The organism is Propionivibrio pelophilus DSM 12018 (genome assembly GCF_059569095.1).
The window spans coordinates 1-16,487 of sequence record NZ_JCANUT010000026.1; the positions used below are offsets into that span (position 1 = coordinate 1).

The window sequence follows — 16,487 nt, forward strand, 5'->3', positions numbered from 1 at the left end:
AGTACCTCATCGCCCCCTGGATCAGGATCTGGCACTGGATCAACGCCGCCCTGATCCTCACCCTCAGCGTCACCGGGCTGAGCATCCACTTCGCCGACCCGGCCCTGCCGCTCGTCGATTTCGCGCTGGCCGTGCGCATCCACAACACCGCCGGCGTCCTGTTGATTCTCGCCTACCTGTTCTTCGTCGTCGCCAACATCGTCACCGGCAACTGGTGGCAGTTCATCCCCAAGCCCCCCGGCATTTTGCAGCGCATCCTCCGGCAGGCGCGCTGGTACGGCATCGGCATCTTCCGCGGCGAACCGCATCCGCACGAACCCTCAAGGGACGAACACTTCAATGCCCTGCAGGCCGTCACCTACTGGAGCGTCATGTACCTGCTCCTGCCGGTGATTCTGCTGACCGGGTTGATCTACCTCTACCCGCAGTTCGCCCCCGACACCCTGTTCGGCTTCGACGGGCTGCTGCCGATCGCCTTGCTGCACTACCTCGCGGCGGTGGCCCTGCTGCTCTTCCTGCTCTCGCACATCTATCTGGGCACCACCGGCAAGACCGTCGGACAGATGTTCAAGATGATGATCACCGGCTGGCACGAGCACTGAGGCCGCACCGGTACCGACCAATTGACCTCATAGGAGAAACGAAATGAAAGCATCCCTGATCCTGACCGCGGCCGGCCTGTCAGCCACCTTGCTCAGCGCGCCGGTCCAGGCCGTCGATGTCGCGGCCGCGGAAGCACTGGCCAAGAAGGAGGGCTGTCTGAAGTGCCACGCCATCGACAGGAAGAAGGACGCCATCTCGCTGAAGGACATTGCCACGAAGCACGCGGGCAAGGCGGACGGCGAAGCGAAGATCCTGGCGCAGATCACCACCGGCCAGAAGGTCAAACTGGAAGACGGCACGGAGGAGGAGCATAAGACCGTCAAGTCCAAGGATCAGGCCGCCATCTCCAACATGATCCAGTGGATACTCTCGCTGAAGTAGGCCGTCTGAAGAATCCATTGTTTCTCCTGACGGGCCCCGTTTCGGCGGGGACTGTCCTTTCTCCGGGATCATTCGGGGGCGGTATCCCATCGTGGAAACACGAATTCACCTCGCCGGGGGCATGCGCTAGAATCCGCCGCTTTGAGGCATTTAAGCCAACACTGCATCGAAGGCGCCCGTGTCCAGTTCCGAGAATCCAATCAGTGTCCATTGCCAGCGCATCCGGTTGACCGGGGTTGTCCAGGGCGTCGGTTTTCGTCCGTTCGTCTGGCGCCTGGCCAAGGAATTGCGCCTCACCGGCTGGGTGCGCACCGACGCCAAGGGGCTGGAAATCGAAGTACACGGGCCGGGCGGGCAGATCGACAGCCTGGTGGACCGGCTGCGCCGCGAGGCCCCGCCGTTTTCACGCATCGACTCGGTGCAGCGGCGCCCTGCCGAACCGGACGACATCGCCGACGACTTCGCGATCATCGACAGCCTGGGCGGACGCACGGCGACGATGATCGGGCCGGATACGGCCGCCTGTCGCAATTGCCTGGCCGACATGTTCGATCCGAAAGGGCGGCGCTGGCGCTACGCCTTTACCAGCTGCACCCATTGCGGGCCCCGTTTCTCGATTTGCCACGACCTGCCGTTCGACCGCGAGCGCACCAGCTTCCGGGCGTTTCCGGTCTGCAAGAAATGCCGCGGTGAATTCGAGCGCGCCCATGACCGGCGGCTGCATACCGCGGGTATCAGCTGCCCGAAATGCGGTCCGCAACTCGCGCTGCTCGATCCGCTCGGGAAGCCCATCCACGGTGATGCGCTGGCCAACGCGCTGGCGCTGCTGCAGGAAGGGAAGATTCTGGCCGTCAAGGGCCCGGGCGGCTTCCAGCTGATGTGCGACGCGCGCAACGTGGAAGCGGTCGCCGCGCTGCGCGTGCGCAAGCGCCAGGCGGCGCGGCCGTTCGCGGTGATGTTCGCCAACGCGCTGTCGGCAACGGCCTGCGTGCACGTCAGCGTCGGCGAGCCGGGGCTGCTGAATCTGCCGGAGCGGCCGATCATCCTGTTGCGCAAGCGCCACCGCTGCGACGCCGCACTGCCGGGCGTGGCGCCCGACCTGGCCTGGCTCGGGGTGATGCTGCCGGCGTCGCCGCTGCATTACCTGCTGTTCCACGAGGCCGCAGGCCGGCCGGAGGGCACAACCTGGCTCGACCGGGCCGAGGAACTGGCCCTCGTCGTCACCAGCGGCAACCCGGCCGGCGAACCGCCGGCGATCGGCAACGCGGAGGCCCTGGAGAGGCTCGCCGGGATCGCCGACGCCTTCCTGATGCACGATCTCGAACTCGCCACCGGCGCCGAGGACAGCATCGCCTGTTCCGGGCCCGGCGGACTGCAACTGGTGCGCCGCTCACGCGGCTACGCGCCGCGTTCGGTCAAGCTGCCGTTCGCCACCGCGCCGATTCTCGCCGTCGGCGCCCACGACAAGAGCACGGTCTGCGCCACGCGGGGCAACGAAGCCTTCCTGTCAGCGCATCTGGCCAGTCTTGTCGACGTGTCCTCGACGGAGGCCATCGCCCAGGCGGCCAACCATCTGCTGCAACTGCTCGACGTTGCGCCCTCGCTGATCGCCCACGATCTCGACCCGCGGAGTCCGGCAACGCGTCTGGCTGTCGCGCTGGCGGAAGAGCGCAGCCTGCCGTTGCTGGCGGTGCAGCATCATCATGCGCACGTCGCGGCGATCCTCGCCGAGCATCACGTCGAGGGACCGGTTTATGCGCTGGCGCTCGACGGGTTCGGCGTCGGCAACGACGGGCAGCCGTGGGGCGGCGAATTGCTTCGCGTCGACGGCGCGTCGTTCGCCCGACTGGGACATCTCTCCCCGCTTCGGTTCTGTGCCGGCGACCCGGCGAATGGGCAGCCCTGGCGTCTGGCAGCAGCCGTCCTGCACGCCCTCGGACGCGGCAGCGAAATCGAGCGCCGCTTTGCCACGCAGCCCGAGGCGGCCCAGGCCGCGGCTGATCTGGCGGGCGGTGTCGGCGTGCAGCCGACGACGAGCCTGGGCCGGCTGCTCGACGCGGCGGCGGGACTGCTCGACATCTGCCCGGTGGCGCGCTTCGGCGGACAGGGCGGGCTGCTGCTCGAAGGCCTGGCCGAACGTCAGGGCGAGGTGGCGCCGCTGCCCGGCGGCTGGCGCATCGAAGCCGGCTGCCTCGATCTGCTGCCCCTGTTTGACGCGCTGGCCGACGAGAAGAACGCGCAGCACGGTGCGGCGCTGTTTCATGCGACGCTGGCCGCGGCACTCGCCGAGTGGCTACTCGCGGTCGCGCCGGTCGGCACGACCGTGGCCGCCGGGGGCGGTTGCATGCAGAACCAGGTTCTCGGACGCGGGTTGCGCGACCGCCTGGGCGAAGCCGGTTTCCATCTGATCGAGGCGCGCCGCATTCCTCCCAACGATGGCGGCATTGCCCTCGGACAGGCCTGGATCGCCCAGCACGCGCTTCACGGCGCATCCTGTCCGCCTGGATAACCGGGGTTATTCCGGTCGCTCTGTAAACAAGGTGGCGCCGGACATCCGTTCACCATCACGATGAAAGGCCAACCGCAATGCACAGCATTCCCAAGGTGATGAAAGGTGTCCAACTCATCGGACACGGCGGACTGGACAAGCTGGCGTTCCGCGAGGATATCCCGGTGCCGGTTCCGGGGCCGCGCGATGTACTGATCAGGGTCAGAGCCGCCGGGGTCAACAACACTGACCTCAACACGCGCATCGGGTGGTATTCGAAGTCGAACGGAGACAGCCGTGACGCGGGATGGACAGGCAGCGCCATTCAGCTCCCCAGGATTCAGGGCGCCGATGTCTGCGGGGAAATTGTCGCCATCGGAGAGGAGGTCGAGGCCTCGCTCCTCAACAGGAGAGTGCTCGTCGAGCCGTGCCTGCGAGAAGTCGGCGGCAAGCTGCTGGATCAACCCTGGTATTTCGGCTCGGAATGCGACGGAGGTTTTGCGGAATACACCGTCGTCGCGGCAAGGCATGCCCACCCGGTCGAGAGCGCACTCAGCGATATCGAACTCGCATCGTTCCCCTGCTCCTGCTCCACGGCGGAAAACCTTCTGACCCGGGCCGGGGTCGGTCCCGGGGACATCGTGTTGGTGACGGGGGCGTCAGGCGGCGTCGGATCCGCGGCCATCCAGCTGGCCAAGGCGAGGCGGGCCAAAGTCATTGGCGTAACCTCGACGGAGAAGGCGGCGAAACTTATGAGCCTTGGGGCCGATCGGACCGTCACAAGAAAAGATGACCTTCCACAGGTGCTCGGGAAGAACAGTGTGGATGTGGTGATCGATCTGGTGGCTGGCGAGCAGTGGCCAAGCCTGCTGGAGGTACTGAAACCTTTTGGCCGGTATGCCGTGTCGGGTGCTATCGCGGGTCCGTTCGTGCAACTGGACGTCAGGACGCTTTACCTGAAGGACCTGAGTTTTTTCGGTTGCACGGTTCTTGATGAACCAGTATTCCCGAGGCTGGTCAAGCGAATCGAGGCTGGCGAGGTTTCACCGGTGGTCGCCGGGACGTTTTCTCTACGCCAGATAGCCGAGGCGCAACAAGAATTCGAGAGGAAGCAGCACGTCGGCAAGCTGGTGATCGAGATCAGCGGGGTTAACGCGTAACAAAGGTTGGCTTGTAGCCGAGCGCCAGGCGAATCCGCTCGGCCACCCGTTCGGCGTCGCTGCGGCTGGAGTACGGGCCGAGATGGACGCGGTGGATGCCGCCATTGACCTGGATCTGGATGCCCTCGCTCAGCCAGTCGAGCTCCCGCGCCAGATGCGAACGCAGGCTCTCCGCATTGTCGGCATTGGAAAAGGCGCCCAGCTGCAGGAAGAGGCCCTTCGATCCGCCGTTGACAGTATCGGCGGGTTTTGTCGCTGCCGTTCCGTCGACAGCCAGCTGCGTCATCAATTGTTCGAAGTCGTCATGGTCCGCCGGCGGGGCCGGAGACTTTGCCGGCAGCGGCGCCTGGCGCGCGTCGGCGTAGAGCGGGGAGGTCGGTTCGGTTGGCAGCACGGCCTCGACTTCGACCTGCGTGCTTCCGTTGTTGACGTAGCCGAGTCGATGGGCCGCGGCGTAGGAGAGGTCGATGATCCGGTCGGCGTGGAACGGGCCGCGGTCGTTGACGCGCACGACCACCGACCGGCCGTTGCCGACGTTGGTGACCCTGACGTACGACGGCAGGGCCAGCGTCGGGTGTGCGGCGGTCATCGCGAACATGTCGTACGTTTCGCCGATCGAGGTCTTCTGGCCATGGAACTTCTTGCCGTACCAGCTGGCGATGCCGCGCTGGCGCACGGGCTTCAGGCGGGTGTTCGGCACGTAGGATTTGCCGAGGACTTCATAAGGGCGGTTGGCAAAGCGGTGCAGCGGTTCCAACTGTGGCTGCGCGTCGGGAATGTCGTCGAGGTGGTCGGGAATCTCGTTGCCCGGACCGTCGTCCTTGTAATAGCCTCCGCCGCGTTTCTGGACGACCGTGGACTTGCGCTCCGTCGAACGGGCCCCCGAACCTGAGTCGCTTGTTCGCGTCGGCTGTCCGCCGCATCCCGCGAGGACCAGCAGCAGGCCCACGGCGGCAATCCGCATACCCCATTGCGCGCGTTTCATCTTTCGTGCCTCACTGCCTGACCAGCATCCGGTGCGAGTGGATGCTCATCAGGATGCCGACGCCGAGGAATAGCGTCACCAGCGCCGTGCCGCCGTAGCTCATGAACGGCAGGGGCACGCCGACGACCGGCAGGATGCCGCTGACCATGCCCATGTTGACGAAGGCGTAGGTGAAGAAGCTGAGGGTGATCGAACCGGCCAGAACGCGCGCGAACAGGGTCGAGGCATTGGCGGTGATCATCAGACCACGGGCGATGAGCAGCAGGTAGAGCGCGACGAGGATGCTGTTCCCGACCAGCCCGCGCTCTTCCGAAAACACGGCAAAAATGAAGTCGGTGTGCCGTTCAGGGATAAATTCCAGGTGCGTCTGGGTGCCCTGCAGCCAGCCCTTGCCGAACGGCCCGCCGGAACCGATGGCGATGGTCGACTGAATGATGTGGTAGCCCGACCCGAGCGGGTCGGAGCTCGGGTCGATCAGTGTCATGATGCGTTTGCGCTGGTAGTCGTGCAGCATGCTCCAGATGAGGGGCGCGGCAGCGACACCGCCGGCAAACATGCCGAGGATGATTTTCCAAGGCAGTCCGGCGAAGAAGATCACGTAAAAGCCGGCGGCGCCGACAAGCAGCGCCGTACCGAGGTCCGGCTGCTTGGCGATCAGCGCGAAGGGCACAAGGAGCAGCAGCCCGGCGACGGCGTAGTGGCGCAGGCGCAGCGTAGCCTCGTATTTGTGGAAGTACCAGGCGAGCATCAGCGGCGTGGCGATCTTGAGAATCTCCGACGGCTGGATGCGGGTGATGCCGATCGATAGCCAGCGGCGGGCCCCGTTGATCTTGATCCCCATGAAGAACACCAGCACCAGCAGGACGATTCCGATCAGGTACAGCGGGACGGCGAAGCGCATCAGCTTTTGTGGTGGCAACTGCGCGATGAGCCACATGACCACGATGCCGACGCCCATGTTCATCAGCTGCCCGGCGGTCCGGTTGCTCGCGTAGGCCGTCGCGCTGTAGATGGTCGCCAGGCCGAATGCCATGATCACCAGGGTGATGGTCATCAGCGGGCCGTCGATGTTGCCGACCAGCCTCCTGTGGAAACGGCGCAGCCAGTGGTGCTGCTGCTGGATTATCGGATTAGTGTTCATCGCTCTCCAACGCCGCTTCGTCTTCCTTGGCCGCCCCGAGGGGGGATTTCCCGAGCAGGTGGTAGTCCAGCACCATGCGTGCGATCGGCGCGGCCGACTGGGAGCCAAAACCACCGTTTTCGACCAGCACCGCCAGGGCGATCGTCGGGCGATCAGCCGGGGCGAAGGCGACGAACAGCGCGTGGTCGCGCAGTTCTTCCTTCAGCTTGTGCGCCTTGTAGTCCGCACCTTTGAGGCTGAATACCTGAGCCGTTCCCGTTTTGCCGCCGGATACGTATTCCGCGCCGGCGAAGGCACGGGCGCCGGTACCTTCCTTGTTGACCCCGATCATCGCCTTCTTGATCGTTTCGATGTTCTGCTTCTTCCACGGCAGCACGCGCAGCGGCTCCGGTTCGATCAGGGTCTTTTCGCCGGTGCGGCTGTCGGTGATGTGCCTCACCAGGTGCGGCCGGAACAGCACGCCATCGTTGGCCAGCGCCGCCATGGCCTGAGCGAGCTGGATCGGCGTGTAGGCGTTGTAGCCCTGTCCTATGCCGATCGAGATGGTCTCGCCGCCGAACCACTTCTGTTGCTCGGGCTTGCGGAAGCGGCGCTTTTTCCATTCCGGCGAGGGCAGCACGCCGACCGACTCGCCCTCGATGTCGATGCCGGTCTTGCTGCCAAAGCCGATCGGGGCCATGAAGCGGGCAATGCTGTCGATCCCCATGTCATTGGCCAGCATGTAGTAATAGGTGTCGCAGGATTCCACTATCGACTTGTACATGTCGACCATGCCGTGCCCGCCCTTCTTGTCATCGCGGAAGGTATGTCCGCCGAAGGTGAAGGAACCCGGGTCTGCGATGGCCTGTGCCGGCGTGCGCTTGCCGGTTTCCAGCGCGGCCAGGGCCATGAACGGCTTGAAGGTCGATCCCGGCGGATAGGCGCCGTTCAGCGCGCGGTTGATCATCGGCCGGTTCGGCGAGTTGTTGAGCAGGTCCCAGTCTTCCGAACGGATGCCGTCGACGAACAGGTTGGGATCGAAGGTCGGCGTGGACACCAGCGCCAGGATGCCGCCGGTGGACGGCTCGATGGCGACGAGGGCGCCGCGCCGCTCGCCGAAAGCCTTCTCGGCGATTTCCTGCAGCCTGATGTCGAGCGTCAGGGTCAGATTGCTGCCCGGCGTCGGCGGCGTCCGCGACAGGTTGCGCACCGCGCGTCCGCCGGCGTCGATTTCCACCTTCTCGTAACCGGTCTGGCCATGCAGGTAAAACTCGTAGGACTTTTCCAGGCCGGTCTTGCCGATGTGATCGGTGCCCTTGTAGTTGGAGGATTCGCCTTTCTCCTCGATGGCTTCCAGGTCGTTCCTGTTGATCCGGTTGATATAGCCGATGGCGTGCGCCGCGACCGGCCCGCGCGGATACTGGCGGAACAGGCGCGCCTTGACCTCGACGCCGGGAAAACGGAAGCGGTTGGCCGCGACACGAGCCACTTCGTCGTCGGAGAGGCGGGTGCGGATCGGCAGGCTCTCGAACGAGCGGCTTTCTTCGAGCAATTTGCGGAAACGCCGCGTGTCCTTCGGCTGGATCTCGACCAGCTCGCCGAGTTTTTCGATGGTCGCATCGAGATCGTCGACCTTGGAGGGGGTGATCTCGAGCGTGAAGGCCGCATAGTTGCGCGCCAGGACGCCGCCGTTGCGGTCGGTGATGACGCCTCTGTCAGGGGGGATCGGTACGAGCGAGATCCGGTTGTCCTCGGCGCGGGTGGTGTAATACTCGTGCAGGGCAACCTGGAGGAAGGCAAAGCGTCCGATCAGCGCGCCGAACGCCAGCACGACCGCTCCGGCGGCACAAAACACGCGGAAACGGAAGCGCTGCAGGTCGCCGTCCTGGTGGGCTTGCGAGGTGGCACGAATCAACACGGAGGCAGTCCCGGAGGCGTCAGATCGGACGGTTGTCGTCGCGGTCGACCGGCCGGAACTGCGGCAGCAGCAGCACGAAGGTCAACGGCACCCACAACGCGGCGCCGACGAACGAACCGATGAAATAATCGAGCCCGGGCAGGACGATGCCCGGCATGGCCCGTGCAAGGTATTGCACGCCCTGGACGACAAGCAGCAGGGGAAGGACGTGCAGCGCCTGCTTGGCGAGCGGGAACCAGAGCACCCGTCGTCCAATGGCCGCGCCGGCGTACGCGGCGAGGACGTAGGCCAGCGCGTGCTGCCCGAGCACCCCGGCGTCGGCGACATCCATGATCAGTCCGAGCAGGAAGCCCGTACCCATGCCGACCCGGCGCGGCTCGCGGATGCTCCAGAACAGCAGGACGAGCGCGGTCCAGTCGGGCATCCAGGGCCAGGCGGAGGTCGGCAGGAAGTTCAGCAGCAGCGCGGCGAACAGGCTGAACGCGATGAACCAGGGGCGGACCGGCAGGAGAATTCGCGAGGAATAGAAGGTCGGCTGCATCCGCTCAGTCCTTTTTCAGTCGGCGCTTGGTCGTCGGCTTGGCCGGGGCCTTGCGGGCGGTGGGGGCTTTCAATTCCGACGGAATCGGCGTGACCTCGCGCGGGTCGAGGATCATCACCTCGCCGAAATGCTCCACCCACGCCAGCGGCGCGCAGTGGATGCGGGCAAAGGAGTACGCGGTATCGCGCTCGATATGCACCACCTTCGCCACGGGCAGGCCACGCGGGAAGAGGCCGTCGAGACCCGAGGTCACCAGCGTGTCGCCGTTCTGCACGTCGGCGTTGGCCGGCAGAAAACGCAGGTCGAGCTGGCCGTCGCCCAGCCCGAAGACCACCGAGCGCTGGCCGGTACGCAGGATCTGCACCGGAATGGCCTGGTCCTTGTCGGTGATCAGGGTGATTTCCGCAACGAAGGGGAAGACCCGCGTCACCTGGCCGACAACACCGGCGTCGTCGACGACCGGTTGCCCCGCCGACAGCTTGTCCTGCTGCCCCTTGTCGACAATCACCCGGCGCGAGAACGGATCGCGCGCAGCGTAGATGATCTGCGCGACCTGCCCGCTCACCTTCTGCCGTTCGCGGACGTCGAGCAATTTTCTCAGTCGCTCGTTTTCCGCTTCGAGCTGGCCGGTGCGCAGGATGGTTTCGGCGTTGACCAGTTGAGCGCGCTTGAGCTGCGCGTTTTCTTTCTCGAGACGCGACAGGCTGGAAAAATACCCGGCGGAATTCTGCAGGAATTCGACCGGCGCATGCGCCGCCTGCTGCAGGGGGTGGGTAAAGAAGGAAATGCCCTGACGCAGCAGTTCCAGCGTCTGGAAACGCGAATCGACGAACACCAGGGCCAGTGAGAGCATCGTGTAAAACGACAACTGCGCCAGCGGCGCCGGGCCGCGTTTGAAAAACGGAGGCGGCTGATGATCCATGCGATTCGGGGCCAGAAAGGCGGGCGGAGGAGAAATGAAACGGCGAGACCACGGGATTATCCCACAGTCCCGGCCGCCTTCAGCTGCGCTTCGAGAGGGCCAAGGAGGGTCAGTCCGTGGCGAAGATGCTGCCGAGCTTGTCCATGCGTTCGAGCGCCATGCCGCAGCCGCGCGCCACGCAGGTCAGCGGCTCTTCGGCGACGATCACCGGCAGGCCGGTTTCTTCCATCAGCAGCCGGTCGAGATCGCGCAGCAGGGCGCCGCCACCCGTCAGCATCATGCCCTTGTCGGCGATGTCCGCGCCGAGTTCCGGCGGCGTCTTTTCCAGCGCCGACTTGACCGCCGAGACGATGCTGTTGAGCGGCTCGGTGAGCGCTTCGAGGATTTCGTTGGAGGAAATCGTGAACTTGCGCGGGATGCCCTCGGCCTTGTTGATGCCGGAGACTTCCATCTCGCGCACCTCTGTGCCGGGGAAGGCCGAACCGATGTTTTTCTTGATCGACTCGGCGGTGTTCTCGCCGATCAGCATGCCATAGTTGCGGCTGATGTAGTTGATGATCGCCTCGTCGAGCTTGTCGCCGCCGACGCGGACGGAACCCGCATAGACCATCCCGCCGAGCGAGATGACGCCGACCTCGGTGGTGCCGCCGCCGATATCCACGACCATCGAACCGGTCGGCTCGGAAACCGGCAGTCCGGCGCCGATGGCCGCGGCCATCGGCTCCTCGATCAGGAAGACCTGGCTGGCGCCGGCACCGACCGCCGATTCGCGGATCGCCCGGCGCTCGACCTGGGTCGAGCCGGAGGGGACGCAGATGATGATGCGCGGGCTCGGCGAGAGCAGGCGCGAATCATGCACCTTGCGGATGAACTGCTTGAGCATCTGCTCGGTGACGGTGAAGTCGGCGATCACGCCGTCCTTCATCGGGCGAATCACGGTGATGGCGCCCGGCGCCTTGCCGAGCATCTCCTTGGCGCTCTGGCCGACGGCCTGAATCGTCTTGCGGGCGTTGGGCCCGCCTTCCATGCGAATGGCCACCACCGACGGCTCGTCGAGGACGATACCCTTGCCGCGCACGTAGATCAGCGTGTTGGCGGTGCCGAGGTCGATGGCCAGATCGTTGGAGAAATAACTGCGCAGAAAACTGAACATGCGTGTCTATCCTGAAAGCTCCGCCGAGGCTGCGGACTGCAAAACATTTATGATACCTTATAAGGCTTCCCGATTTCACATCTCACTGATTTCTCAGTCATGTCGCTCACTTTGGAACAAGTCCGGCGGGTTGCCCATCTGGCCCGGATTGAAATCAGCGACGCCGAGGCGGAAAGTACGCTCGGCCACCTGAATGGAATATTTTCCCTGATCGAAGAAATGCAGGCGGTCGATACCCGCGGCGTCGAGCCGATGGCGCACGCGCAGGATCTGGCGCAGCGCCTGCGCGAGGACCGGGTGACCGAGGTCGACCGTCGCGCGGCCTTCCAGTCGGTCTCGCCGGAAACGGAAGCCGGCCTGTTCCTCGTGCCGAAGGTGATCGAATGATCGAACGCAGCCTCTCTTCCCTCTCCCGGGCGCTGGCGGCCAAGGAAATTTCCAGTGTCGAGCTGACACAGCTCTATCTCGATCGCATCGCCCGGCTCAATCCGGCGATCAACGCCTACGTCACCGTCGATGCCGAAAAGAGTCTGGCGCAGGCCAAGGCTGCCGATGCGCAACGCGCCGCCGGCCAGGCCGGACCGTTGACCGGCATTCCGCTGGCGCAGAAGGACATCTTCTGCACCAAGGGATGGTTGACTACCTGCGGCTCGAAGATGCTCGGCAATTTTGTCAGTCCCTACGACGCGACGGTGATCGAACGGTGCAATGCGGCCGGTGCGGTCATCCTCGGCAAGACGAACATGGACGAATTCGCCATGGGGTCGTCGAACGAAACCTCGTACTTCGGGGCGGTGAAGAATCCGTGGGATACGGCCTGCGTTCCCGGCGGCTCGTCGGGTGGTTCGGCCGCGGCCGTGGCAGCGCGGCTGGCACCGGCGGCGACCGGCACCGATACCGGTGGCTCGATCCGCCAGCCGGCGGCGCTGTGCAACCTGACCGGTCTCAAGCCGACGTATGGCGTGGTCTCACGCTACGGCATGATCGCCTTCGCCTCTTCGCTCGACCAGGGTGGGCCGATGGCGCGCTCCGCAGAAGATTGCGGGCTGCTGCTGAATACCATGGCCGGCTTCGATGAACGCGACTCGACCAGCCTCGATCGCCCGGCGGAAGACTACTGCCGCGATCTGGAAAAGCCGCTGGCAGGCCTGAAGATCGGCCTGCCGAAGGAGTTCTTCGGCGAGGGCTGCGCGCCGGATGTGATGGCACTGGTCGAAGCGGCAATTGCCGAGTACCGCAAGCTCGGCGCCGAAACCGTCGAGGTCAGCCTGCCGAACATGAAACTCTCGGTACCCGCGTACTACGTGATCGCGCCGGCGGAGGCCAGTTCGAACCTGTCGCGCTTCGATGGCGTCCGTTACGGCTACCGCGCCCCGGAGTACACCGACCTTAACGACATGTACAGCAAGACCCGCGCGCAGGGCTTCGGCGCCGAGGTCAAGCGCCGCATCCTGATCGGCACCTACGTGCTGTCGCACGGCTATTACGACGCCTACTACCTGCAGGCGCAGCGGATCCGCCGCCTGATCGCCAACGATTTTGTCGAAGCCTTCAAGCAATGCGACGTGATCATGGGGCCGACCAGTCCGACGACGGCATTTCGTCTTGGTGAAAAAGCGGCCGACCCGGTGCAGATGTACCTCTCGGACATCTACACCATCGCGGTCAACCTCGCCGGCCTGCCGGGGATGTCGATTCCTTGCGGTTTCGCCGGCGCCCTGCCGGCGGGTTTGCAGATCATCGGTGATTATTTCAGCGAAGCACGTCTGCTGAACGTGGCGCACCGTTACCAGCAGGTGACGGATTGGCATCAGCGGCAACCTGCCGCGCTGGACTGATCCGCGTCGATGAAACGGTTTCTCGCCGTCGCTGCGCTGTTTCTGCTGACGTCCTGTGCGACGCAGGAACCGGTGTCGTCGTCCTCTGCGGAAAGCCAGCCGATTGCCGAAGCTCCGCCGGCCTCCAGGAGCACGGCGCGCAGCGACAAGCTCGAATCGCAACCGCTCAAGTATCTGGTAGGGCGTAAGCTCAAGCCGATTCCCGACAAGGAGCTCGATGTCCGTACCCGCTGCGCCTTCAAGGATGTGCAGGGCGGTCGCGGCAGCATGGATCTGCAGGTGACCAAGGCCGAGGTCAAGCGTTTCGTCGCCGAAGTGACGATCCCCAAACAAGGCGTATGCCGCTTCGACATGAAACAGTTCGAGCAGACCGCGCGGATGCCGAACGTCGTCCTGAACGACAAGGGCAGTGCCTGCACGGTGCGCATGTGGGAACAGGGAAAAGGTGTCACGGTGGCGTTCAACAGCTGCCAGGCCCGGTGCAGTGGCGATGCGTTCAGCTATCTCTGGCCGATTCTGGTCGATACGCGCAGCGGCCGCTGCGCTTGAATAGTGAGTAACAAGCGATGAAACAGTGGGAAGTGGTGATCGGCATCGAGACGCATGTGCAGCTCTCGACGCAATCCAAGATTTTCTCGGGCAGTTCGACCGCCTTCGGTGCCGAGCCGAACGTGCAGGCCAACGCCGTCGATCTGGCGCTGCCCGGCGTGCTGCCAGTGCTCAACAAGGGCGCCGTCGAGTGCGCGATCCGTTTCGGCCTGGCCGTTGATGGCAAAGTGGCACCGAAGTCTGTCTTCGCGCGCAAGAATTACTTCTACCCCGATCTTCCCAAGGGCTACCAGATCAGTCAGTACGAACTGCCCGTCGTGGTCGGCGGCAAGGTGGCGATCCCGCTCGGACAGGGCGATGCGGCAACCGAAAAGATCATCAACCTGACGCGCGCCCATCTAGAGGAAGATGCCGGCAAATCGCTGCACGAGGATTTCCAAGGCAAGACCGGGATTGACCTCAACCGTGCCGGCACGCCGTTGCTCGAAATCGTCACCGAGCCGGACATGCGTTCGTCGGCCGAGGCGGTGGCTTATGCCAAGGCATTGCACGCGCTGGTGCGCTGGATCGGCATCTGCGACGGCAACATGCAGGAAGGCTCGTTCCGTTGCGACGCCAACGTCTCGGTGCGGCCGGTCGGGCAACAGGAATTCGGCACGCGGCGCGAGATCAAGAACCTCAACTCCTTCCGCTTCATGCAGCAGGCCATCGACTATGAAGTGCAGTGGCAGATCGCGCACATCGAGGACGGCGGCCGCGTCGAACAGGCCACCGTGCTGTTCGATCCCGACACCGGGGAAACGCGCGCCATGCGCTCGAAGGAAGATGCGCACGACTACCGCTATTTTCCCGACCCCGACCTGTTGCCGCTGCTCATCGATCGCGATTGGATCGAGCGCACCCGCGCCGCGATGCCGGAACTGCCGACGGCGAAGAAGCAGCGTTTCATCGCCGATTACGGACTGTCCGCCTACGATGCGACGATGCTGACAGCCTCGCTCGAGGTGGCCGATTTCTACGAGGCGACCGTGGCTGTTGCCGGCAAGGCCGCAGCCAAGCCGTGCGCCAACTGGGTCATGGTCGACCTGGCAGCGCGTCTGAACAAGGACGGCAAGGAACTCGCCGATTCGCCGGTTTCGGCGGCACAACTGGGCGGCCTGGTGGCGCGCATCGCCGACAACACCATCTCCAACAACATCGCCAAGAAGGTGTTCGAGGCGCTGTGGAGCGGCGAAGGCCAATCAGCCGACGAGGTCATCGAGAAGCAGGGACTCAAGCAGATTACCGATACCGGGGCCATCGAGGCATTGATCGATGGCGTGCTGGCCGCCAATGCGGCGATGGTTGCCGAGTTCAAGGCGGGCAAGGAAAAGGCGTTCAACGCGCTGGTCGGTCAGGCGATGAAGGCGACCAAGGGCAAGGCCAATCCGCAGCAGGTCAACGAACTGCTGCGCAAGAAGCTGGGCTGAGTTTGCGTTGAATCGCGGCGCACGCCGCCGGGCGGGCTAGCGGACGCCCCGGCGCCGCTGCAGATCGAGGAAGCGGGCACGATCCTCGTCGTACTTGGCCTGAATGGCGCCAGTTTCCTTGTGCTTGGCCTCGATGATCGATTGCTGGGCCCGGATCTCGAATTCCGTGTCGAGCAACCCTTTCTTGACTTCCGGTGGAAGCGTCTTTTTCTTGTAGAACTCCGCTTCGTCCTCGAACTTCTTGCGCCGGACGCGGATTTCGGCGATGCGGGTTTCTGCCGCCTTGATCGACTTGCCGATCTCGTCCAGCGCGCGTTTGCGCATGGTCTCGATGTCTGCGACGTTGGCGTAGGTATTGAGCAATGCCTGATCCTGGCGCTGCTGTTCCTTCAGGCGCGCTTCCTCTTCCTTGCGCTGCGCTTCTTCTACCGCTCTTTGCGCACGCTGTTCGGCTGTCAGCGGCGCCTCGACTTCCCGCACCGTCTGTCCTGTCTGCCCCAGTTCCCGGTAGGCGCGGCCGTAACAGGCACGCGGAAGTGTATCGCCGCAAACCTGCTTGCCGGAGGCGTCCACGCAGCAAAAAAAACTGCCGCCGCTACCGGTCGCCGGCGCGCCCTCCGCCGCGGTCGCCAAGGCGACGGCGGCACAAAGGCAAAGACGCTTAACGGCTATTGGCCACACCATAGTTCTGGCGATAACGCGCGACGGCGGTTTCGTATTCGGAGAAGTCCGGGCGTTGCCGCAAGAAGGCCATCAGGTCGTCCAGCGTTGCCACGGCGACGACCGGAATGCCATAGTCCTGCTCCACTTCCTGCACGGCGGACAGTTCGCCTGTTCCGCGCTCCATCCGGTCGAGTGCGATGACGACGCCGGCCGGCTTCGCGCCGGCTGCGCGGATGATCTCCACCGATTCGCGCACCGAGGTGCCGGCGGAAATCACGTCGTCGATGATCAGGACGCGGCCGGCCAGCGGTGTGCCGATGATGTTGCCGCCCTCGCCGTGGTCCTTGGCTTCCTTGCGGTTGAACGCGAACGGCAGATTGCGGCCGTCGCGCGCCAGCGCTAGCGCGGTGACGGAAACCAGCGGAATGCCCTTGTAGGCCGGGCCGTACAGCATGTCGATGGTGATGCCGCTGGCCTGGATGGCCTTGGCGTAGAATTGCGACAGGCGGTCGAGTGCCGCGCCGTCGTTGAACAGGCCGGCGTTGAAGAAGTACGGAGAAAGCCGCCCTGCCTTTGTCTTGAATTCCCCGAAACGCAGGACGTTCTGCGCGAGGGCGAACTCGATGAATTCCTGACGAAAATCCATTGAAGAACTGCCTTGTTTATATGATTTTTGTGGCCGCGAGCGGCCCGGAGC

16 protein-coding genes are annotated in these 16,487 nt (G+C 64.4%); 8 read left to right on the forward strand and 8 right to left on the reverse strand.

Annotated features, from left to right (window positions below; translation table 11 throughout):
* The 4 genes from BO74_RS11715 to BO74_RS11730 all read left to right on the forward strand — a co-directional run.
* A partial coding sequence (locus BO74_RS11715) for a cytochrome b/b6 domain-containing protein (protein WP_496442550.1) occupies positions 1–602 on the forward strand: 602 nt, incomplete at its 5' end.
* A 43-nt stretch (positions 603–645) separates the two neighbouring features.
* Entirely contained in the window at positions 646–984 is a 339-nt protein-coding gene (locus BO74_RS11720; RefSeq protein ID WP_496442551.1) for a c-type cytochrome, read from the forward strand.
* A 178-nt stretch (positions 985–1,162) separates the two neighbouring features.
* The gene (hypF, locus tag BO74_RS11725; RefSeq protein WP_496442552.1) at positions 1,163–3,493 is read left to right on the forward strand and encodes a carbamoyltransferase HypF; all 2,331 of its coding nucleotides are present in this window, start codon (positions 1,163–1,165) and stop codon (positions 3,491–3,493) included.
* Positions 3,494–3,570: 77 nt separating this feature from the next.
* Positions 3,571–4,632, forward strand: coding sequence for an alcohol dehydrogenase family protein (locus BO74_RS11730; RefSeq protein ID WP_496442553.1), 1,062 nt, complete (start codon positions 3,571–3,573; stop codon positions 4,630–4,632).
* Here BO74_RS11730 and BO74_RS11735 read toward each other — a convergent pair.
* The 6 genes from BO74_RS11735 to BO74_RS11760 all read right to left on the reverse strand — a co-directional run bounded on the left by BO74_RS11735 (position 4,622) and on the right by BO74_RS11760 (position 11,271).
* Complete coding sequence (locus BO74_RS11735) at positions 4,622–5,617, reverse strand: septal ring lytic transglycosylase RlpA family protein (RefSeq protein WP_496442554.1); 996 nt, start codon at positions 5,615–5,617, stop codon at positions 4,622–4,624. The genes BO74_RS11730 and BO74_RS11735 overlap by 11 nt on opposite strands.
* A 10-nt stretch (positions 5,618–5,627) precedes the next feature.
* Positions 5,628–6,758 carry a rod shape-determining protein RodA gene (gene rodA / locus BO74_RS11740; RefSeq protein ID WP_496442555.1) on the reverse strand — a complete coding sequence of 377 codons (1,131 nt, stop codon included), beginning with the start codon at positions 6,756–6,758 and terminating at the stop codon, positions 5,628–5,630.
* Entirely contained in the window at positions 6,748–8,649 is a 1,902-nt protein-coding gene (gene mrdA / locus BO74_RS11745; RefSeq protein WP_496442598.1) for a penicillin-binding protein 2, read from the reverse strand. The genes rodA and mrdA overlap by 11 nt, the downstream gene beginning before the upstream one ends.
* A 25-nt stretch (positions 8,650–8,674) precedes the next feature.
* Positions 8,675–9,196 carry a rod shape-determining protein MreD gene (gene mreD / locus BO74_RS11750; protein WP_496442556.1) on the reverse strand — a complete coding sequence of 174 codons (522 nt, stop codon included), beginning with the start codon at positions 9,194–9,196 and terminating at the stop codon, positions 8,675–8,677.
* 4 nt (positions 9,197–9,200) lie between these two features.
* Positions 9,201–10,118 carry a rod shape-determining protein MreC gene (gene mreC, locus BO74_RS11755; protein ID WP_496442557.1) on the reverse strand — a complete coding sequence of 306 codons (918 nt, stop codon included), beginning with the start codon at positions 10,116–10,118 and terminating at the stop codon, positions 9,201–9,203.
* 109 nt (positions 10,119–10,227) lie between these two features.
* Positions 10,228–11,271 carry a rod shape-determining protein gene (locus tag BO74_RS11760; RefSeq protein ID WP_496442558.1) on the reverse strand — a complete coding sequence of 348 codons (1,044 nt, stop codon included), beginning with the start codon at positions 11,269–11,271 and terminating at the stop codon, positions 10,228–10,230.
* A 99-nt stretch (positions 11,272–11,370) separates the two neighbouring features.
* Here BO74_RS11760 and gatC point away from each other — a divergent pair, with 99 nt between their 5' ends.
* From gatC to gatB, 4 genes are read left to right on the forward strand one after another with little or no spacing between them, the layout of a single operon-like run.
* A complete protein-coding gene (gene gatC, locus BO74_RS11765; protein WP_496442559.1) occupies positions 11,371–11,658 on the forward strand; it encodes an Asp-tRNA(Asn)/Glu-tRNA(Gln) amidotransferase subunit GatC in 288 nt (95 codons plus the stop codon).
* A complete protein-coding gene (gatA, locus tag BO74_RS11770) occupies positions 11,655–13,109 on the forward strand; it encodes an Asp-tRNA(Asn)/Glu-tRNA(Gln) amidotransferase subunit GatA (RefSeq protein WP_496442560.1) in 1,455 nt (484 codons plus the stop codon). Before gatC ends, gatA begins: the two co-directional genes overlap by 4 nt.
* Before the next feature lie 9 nt (positions 13,110–13,118).
* Positions 13,119–13,658, forward strand: coding sequence for a hypothetical protein (locus BO74_RS11775; RefSeq protein ID WP_496442561.1), 540 nt, complete (start codon positions 13,119–13,121; stop codon positions 13,656–13,658).
* Positions 13,659–13,675: 17 nt separating this feature from the next.
* Complete coding sequence (gene gatB / locus BO74_RS11780) at positions 13,676–15,127, forward strand: Asp-tRNA(Asn)/Glu-tRNA(Gln) amidotransferase subunit GatB (protein ID WP_496442562.1); 1,452 nt, start codon at positions 13,676–13,678, stop codon at positions 15,125–15,127.
* Positions 15,128–15,163: 36 nt separating this feature from the next.
* Here gatB and BO74_RS11785 read toward each other — a convergent pair whose 3' ends face one another.
* Together BO74_RS11785 and pyrE are read right to left on the reverse strand one after the other, a co-directional pair.
* Positions 15,164–15,760, reverse strand: a complete 597-nt coding sequence (locus BO74_RS11785; protein ID WP_496442563.1) for a hypothetical protein — start codon at positions 15,758–15,760, stop codon at positions 15,164–15,166.
* A gap of 28 nt (positions 15,761–15,788) precedes the next feature.
* On the reverse strand, positions 15,789–16,436 hold the full coding sequence (gene pyrE, locus BO74_RS11790) for an orotate phosphoribosyltransferase (RefSeq protein WP_496442564.1): 648 nt from the start codon (positions 16,434–16,436) through the stop codon (positions 15,789–15,791).
* Positions 16,437–16,487: the final 51 nt, after the last annotated feature.

Excerpts from the sequence above, each read along its gene's own strand:
- BO74_RS11720 (WP_496442551.1), top strand. The coding sequence starts at position 646 with ATGAAAGCATCCCTGATCCTGACCGCGGCCGGCCTGTCAGCCACCTTG.
- BO74_RS11730 (WP_496442553.1), top strand. The coding sequence starts at position 3,571 with ATGCACAGCATTCCCAAGGTGATGAAAGGTGTCCAACTCATCGGACAC.
- BO74_RS11735 (WP_496442554.1), bottom strand. The coding sequence starts at position 5,617 with ATGAAACGCGCGCAATGGGGTATGCGGATTGCCGCCGTGGGCCTGCTG.
- rodA (WP_496442555.1), bottom strand. The coding sequence starts at position 6,758 with ATGAACACTAATCCGATAATCCAGCAGCAGCACCACTGGCTGCGCCGT.
- mreD (WP_496442556.1), bottom strand. The coding sequence starts at position 9,196 with ATGCAGCCGACCTTCTATTCCTCGCGAATTCTCCTGCCGGTCCGCCCC.
- mreC (WP_496442557.1), bottom strand. The coding sequence starts at position 10,118 with ATGGATCATCAGCCGCCTCCGTTTTTCAAACGCGGCCCGGCGCCGCTG.
- BO74_RS11760 (WP_496442558.1), bottom strand. The coding sequence starts at position 11,271 with ATGTTCAGTTTTCTGCGCAGTTATTTCTCCAACGATCTGGCCATCGAC.
- gatC (WP_496442559.1), top strand. The coding sequence starts at position 11,371 with ATGTCGCTCACTTTGGAACAAGTCCGGCGGGTTGCCCATCTGGCCCGG.
- gatA (WP_496442560.1), top strand. The coding sequence starts at position 11,655 with ATGATCGAACGCAGCCTCTCTTCCCTCTCCCGGGCGCTGGCGGCCAAG.
- BO74_RS11775 (WP_496442561.1), top strand. The coding sequence starts at position 13,119 with ATGAAACGGTTTCTCGCCGTCGCTGCGCTGTTTCTGCTGACGTCCTGT.
- gatB (WP_496442562.1), top strand. The coding sequence starts at position 13,676 with ATGAAACAGTGGGAAGTGGTGATCGGCATCGAGACGCATGTGCAGCTC.
- pyrE (WP_496442564.1), bottom strand. The coding sequence starts at position 16,436 with ATGGATTTTCGTCAGGAATTCATCGAGTTCGCCCTCGCGCAGAACGTC.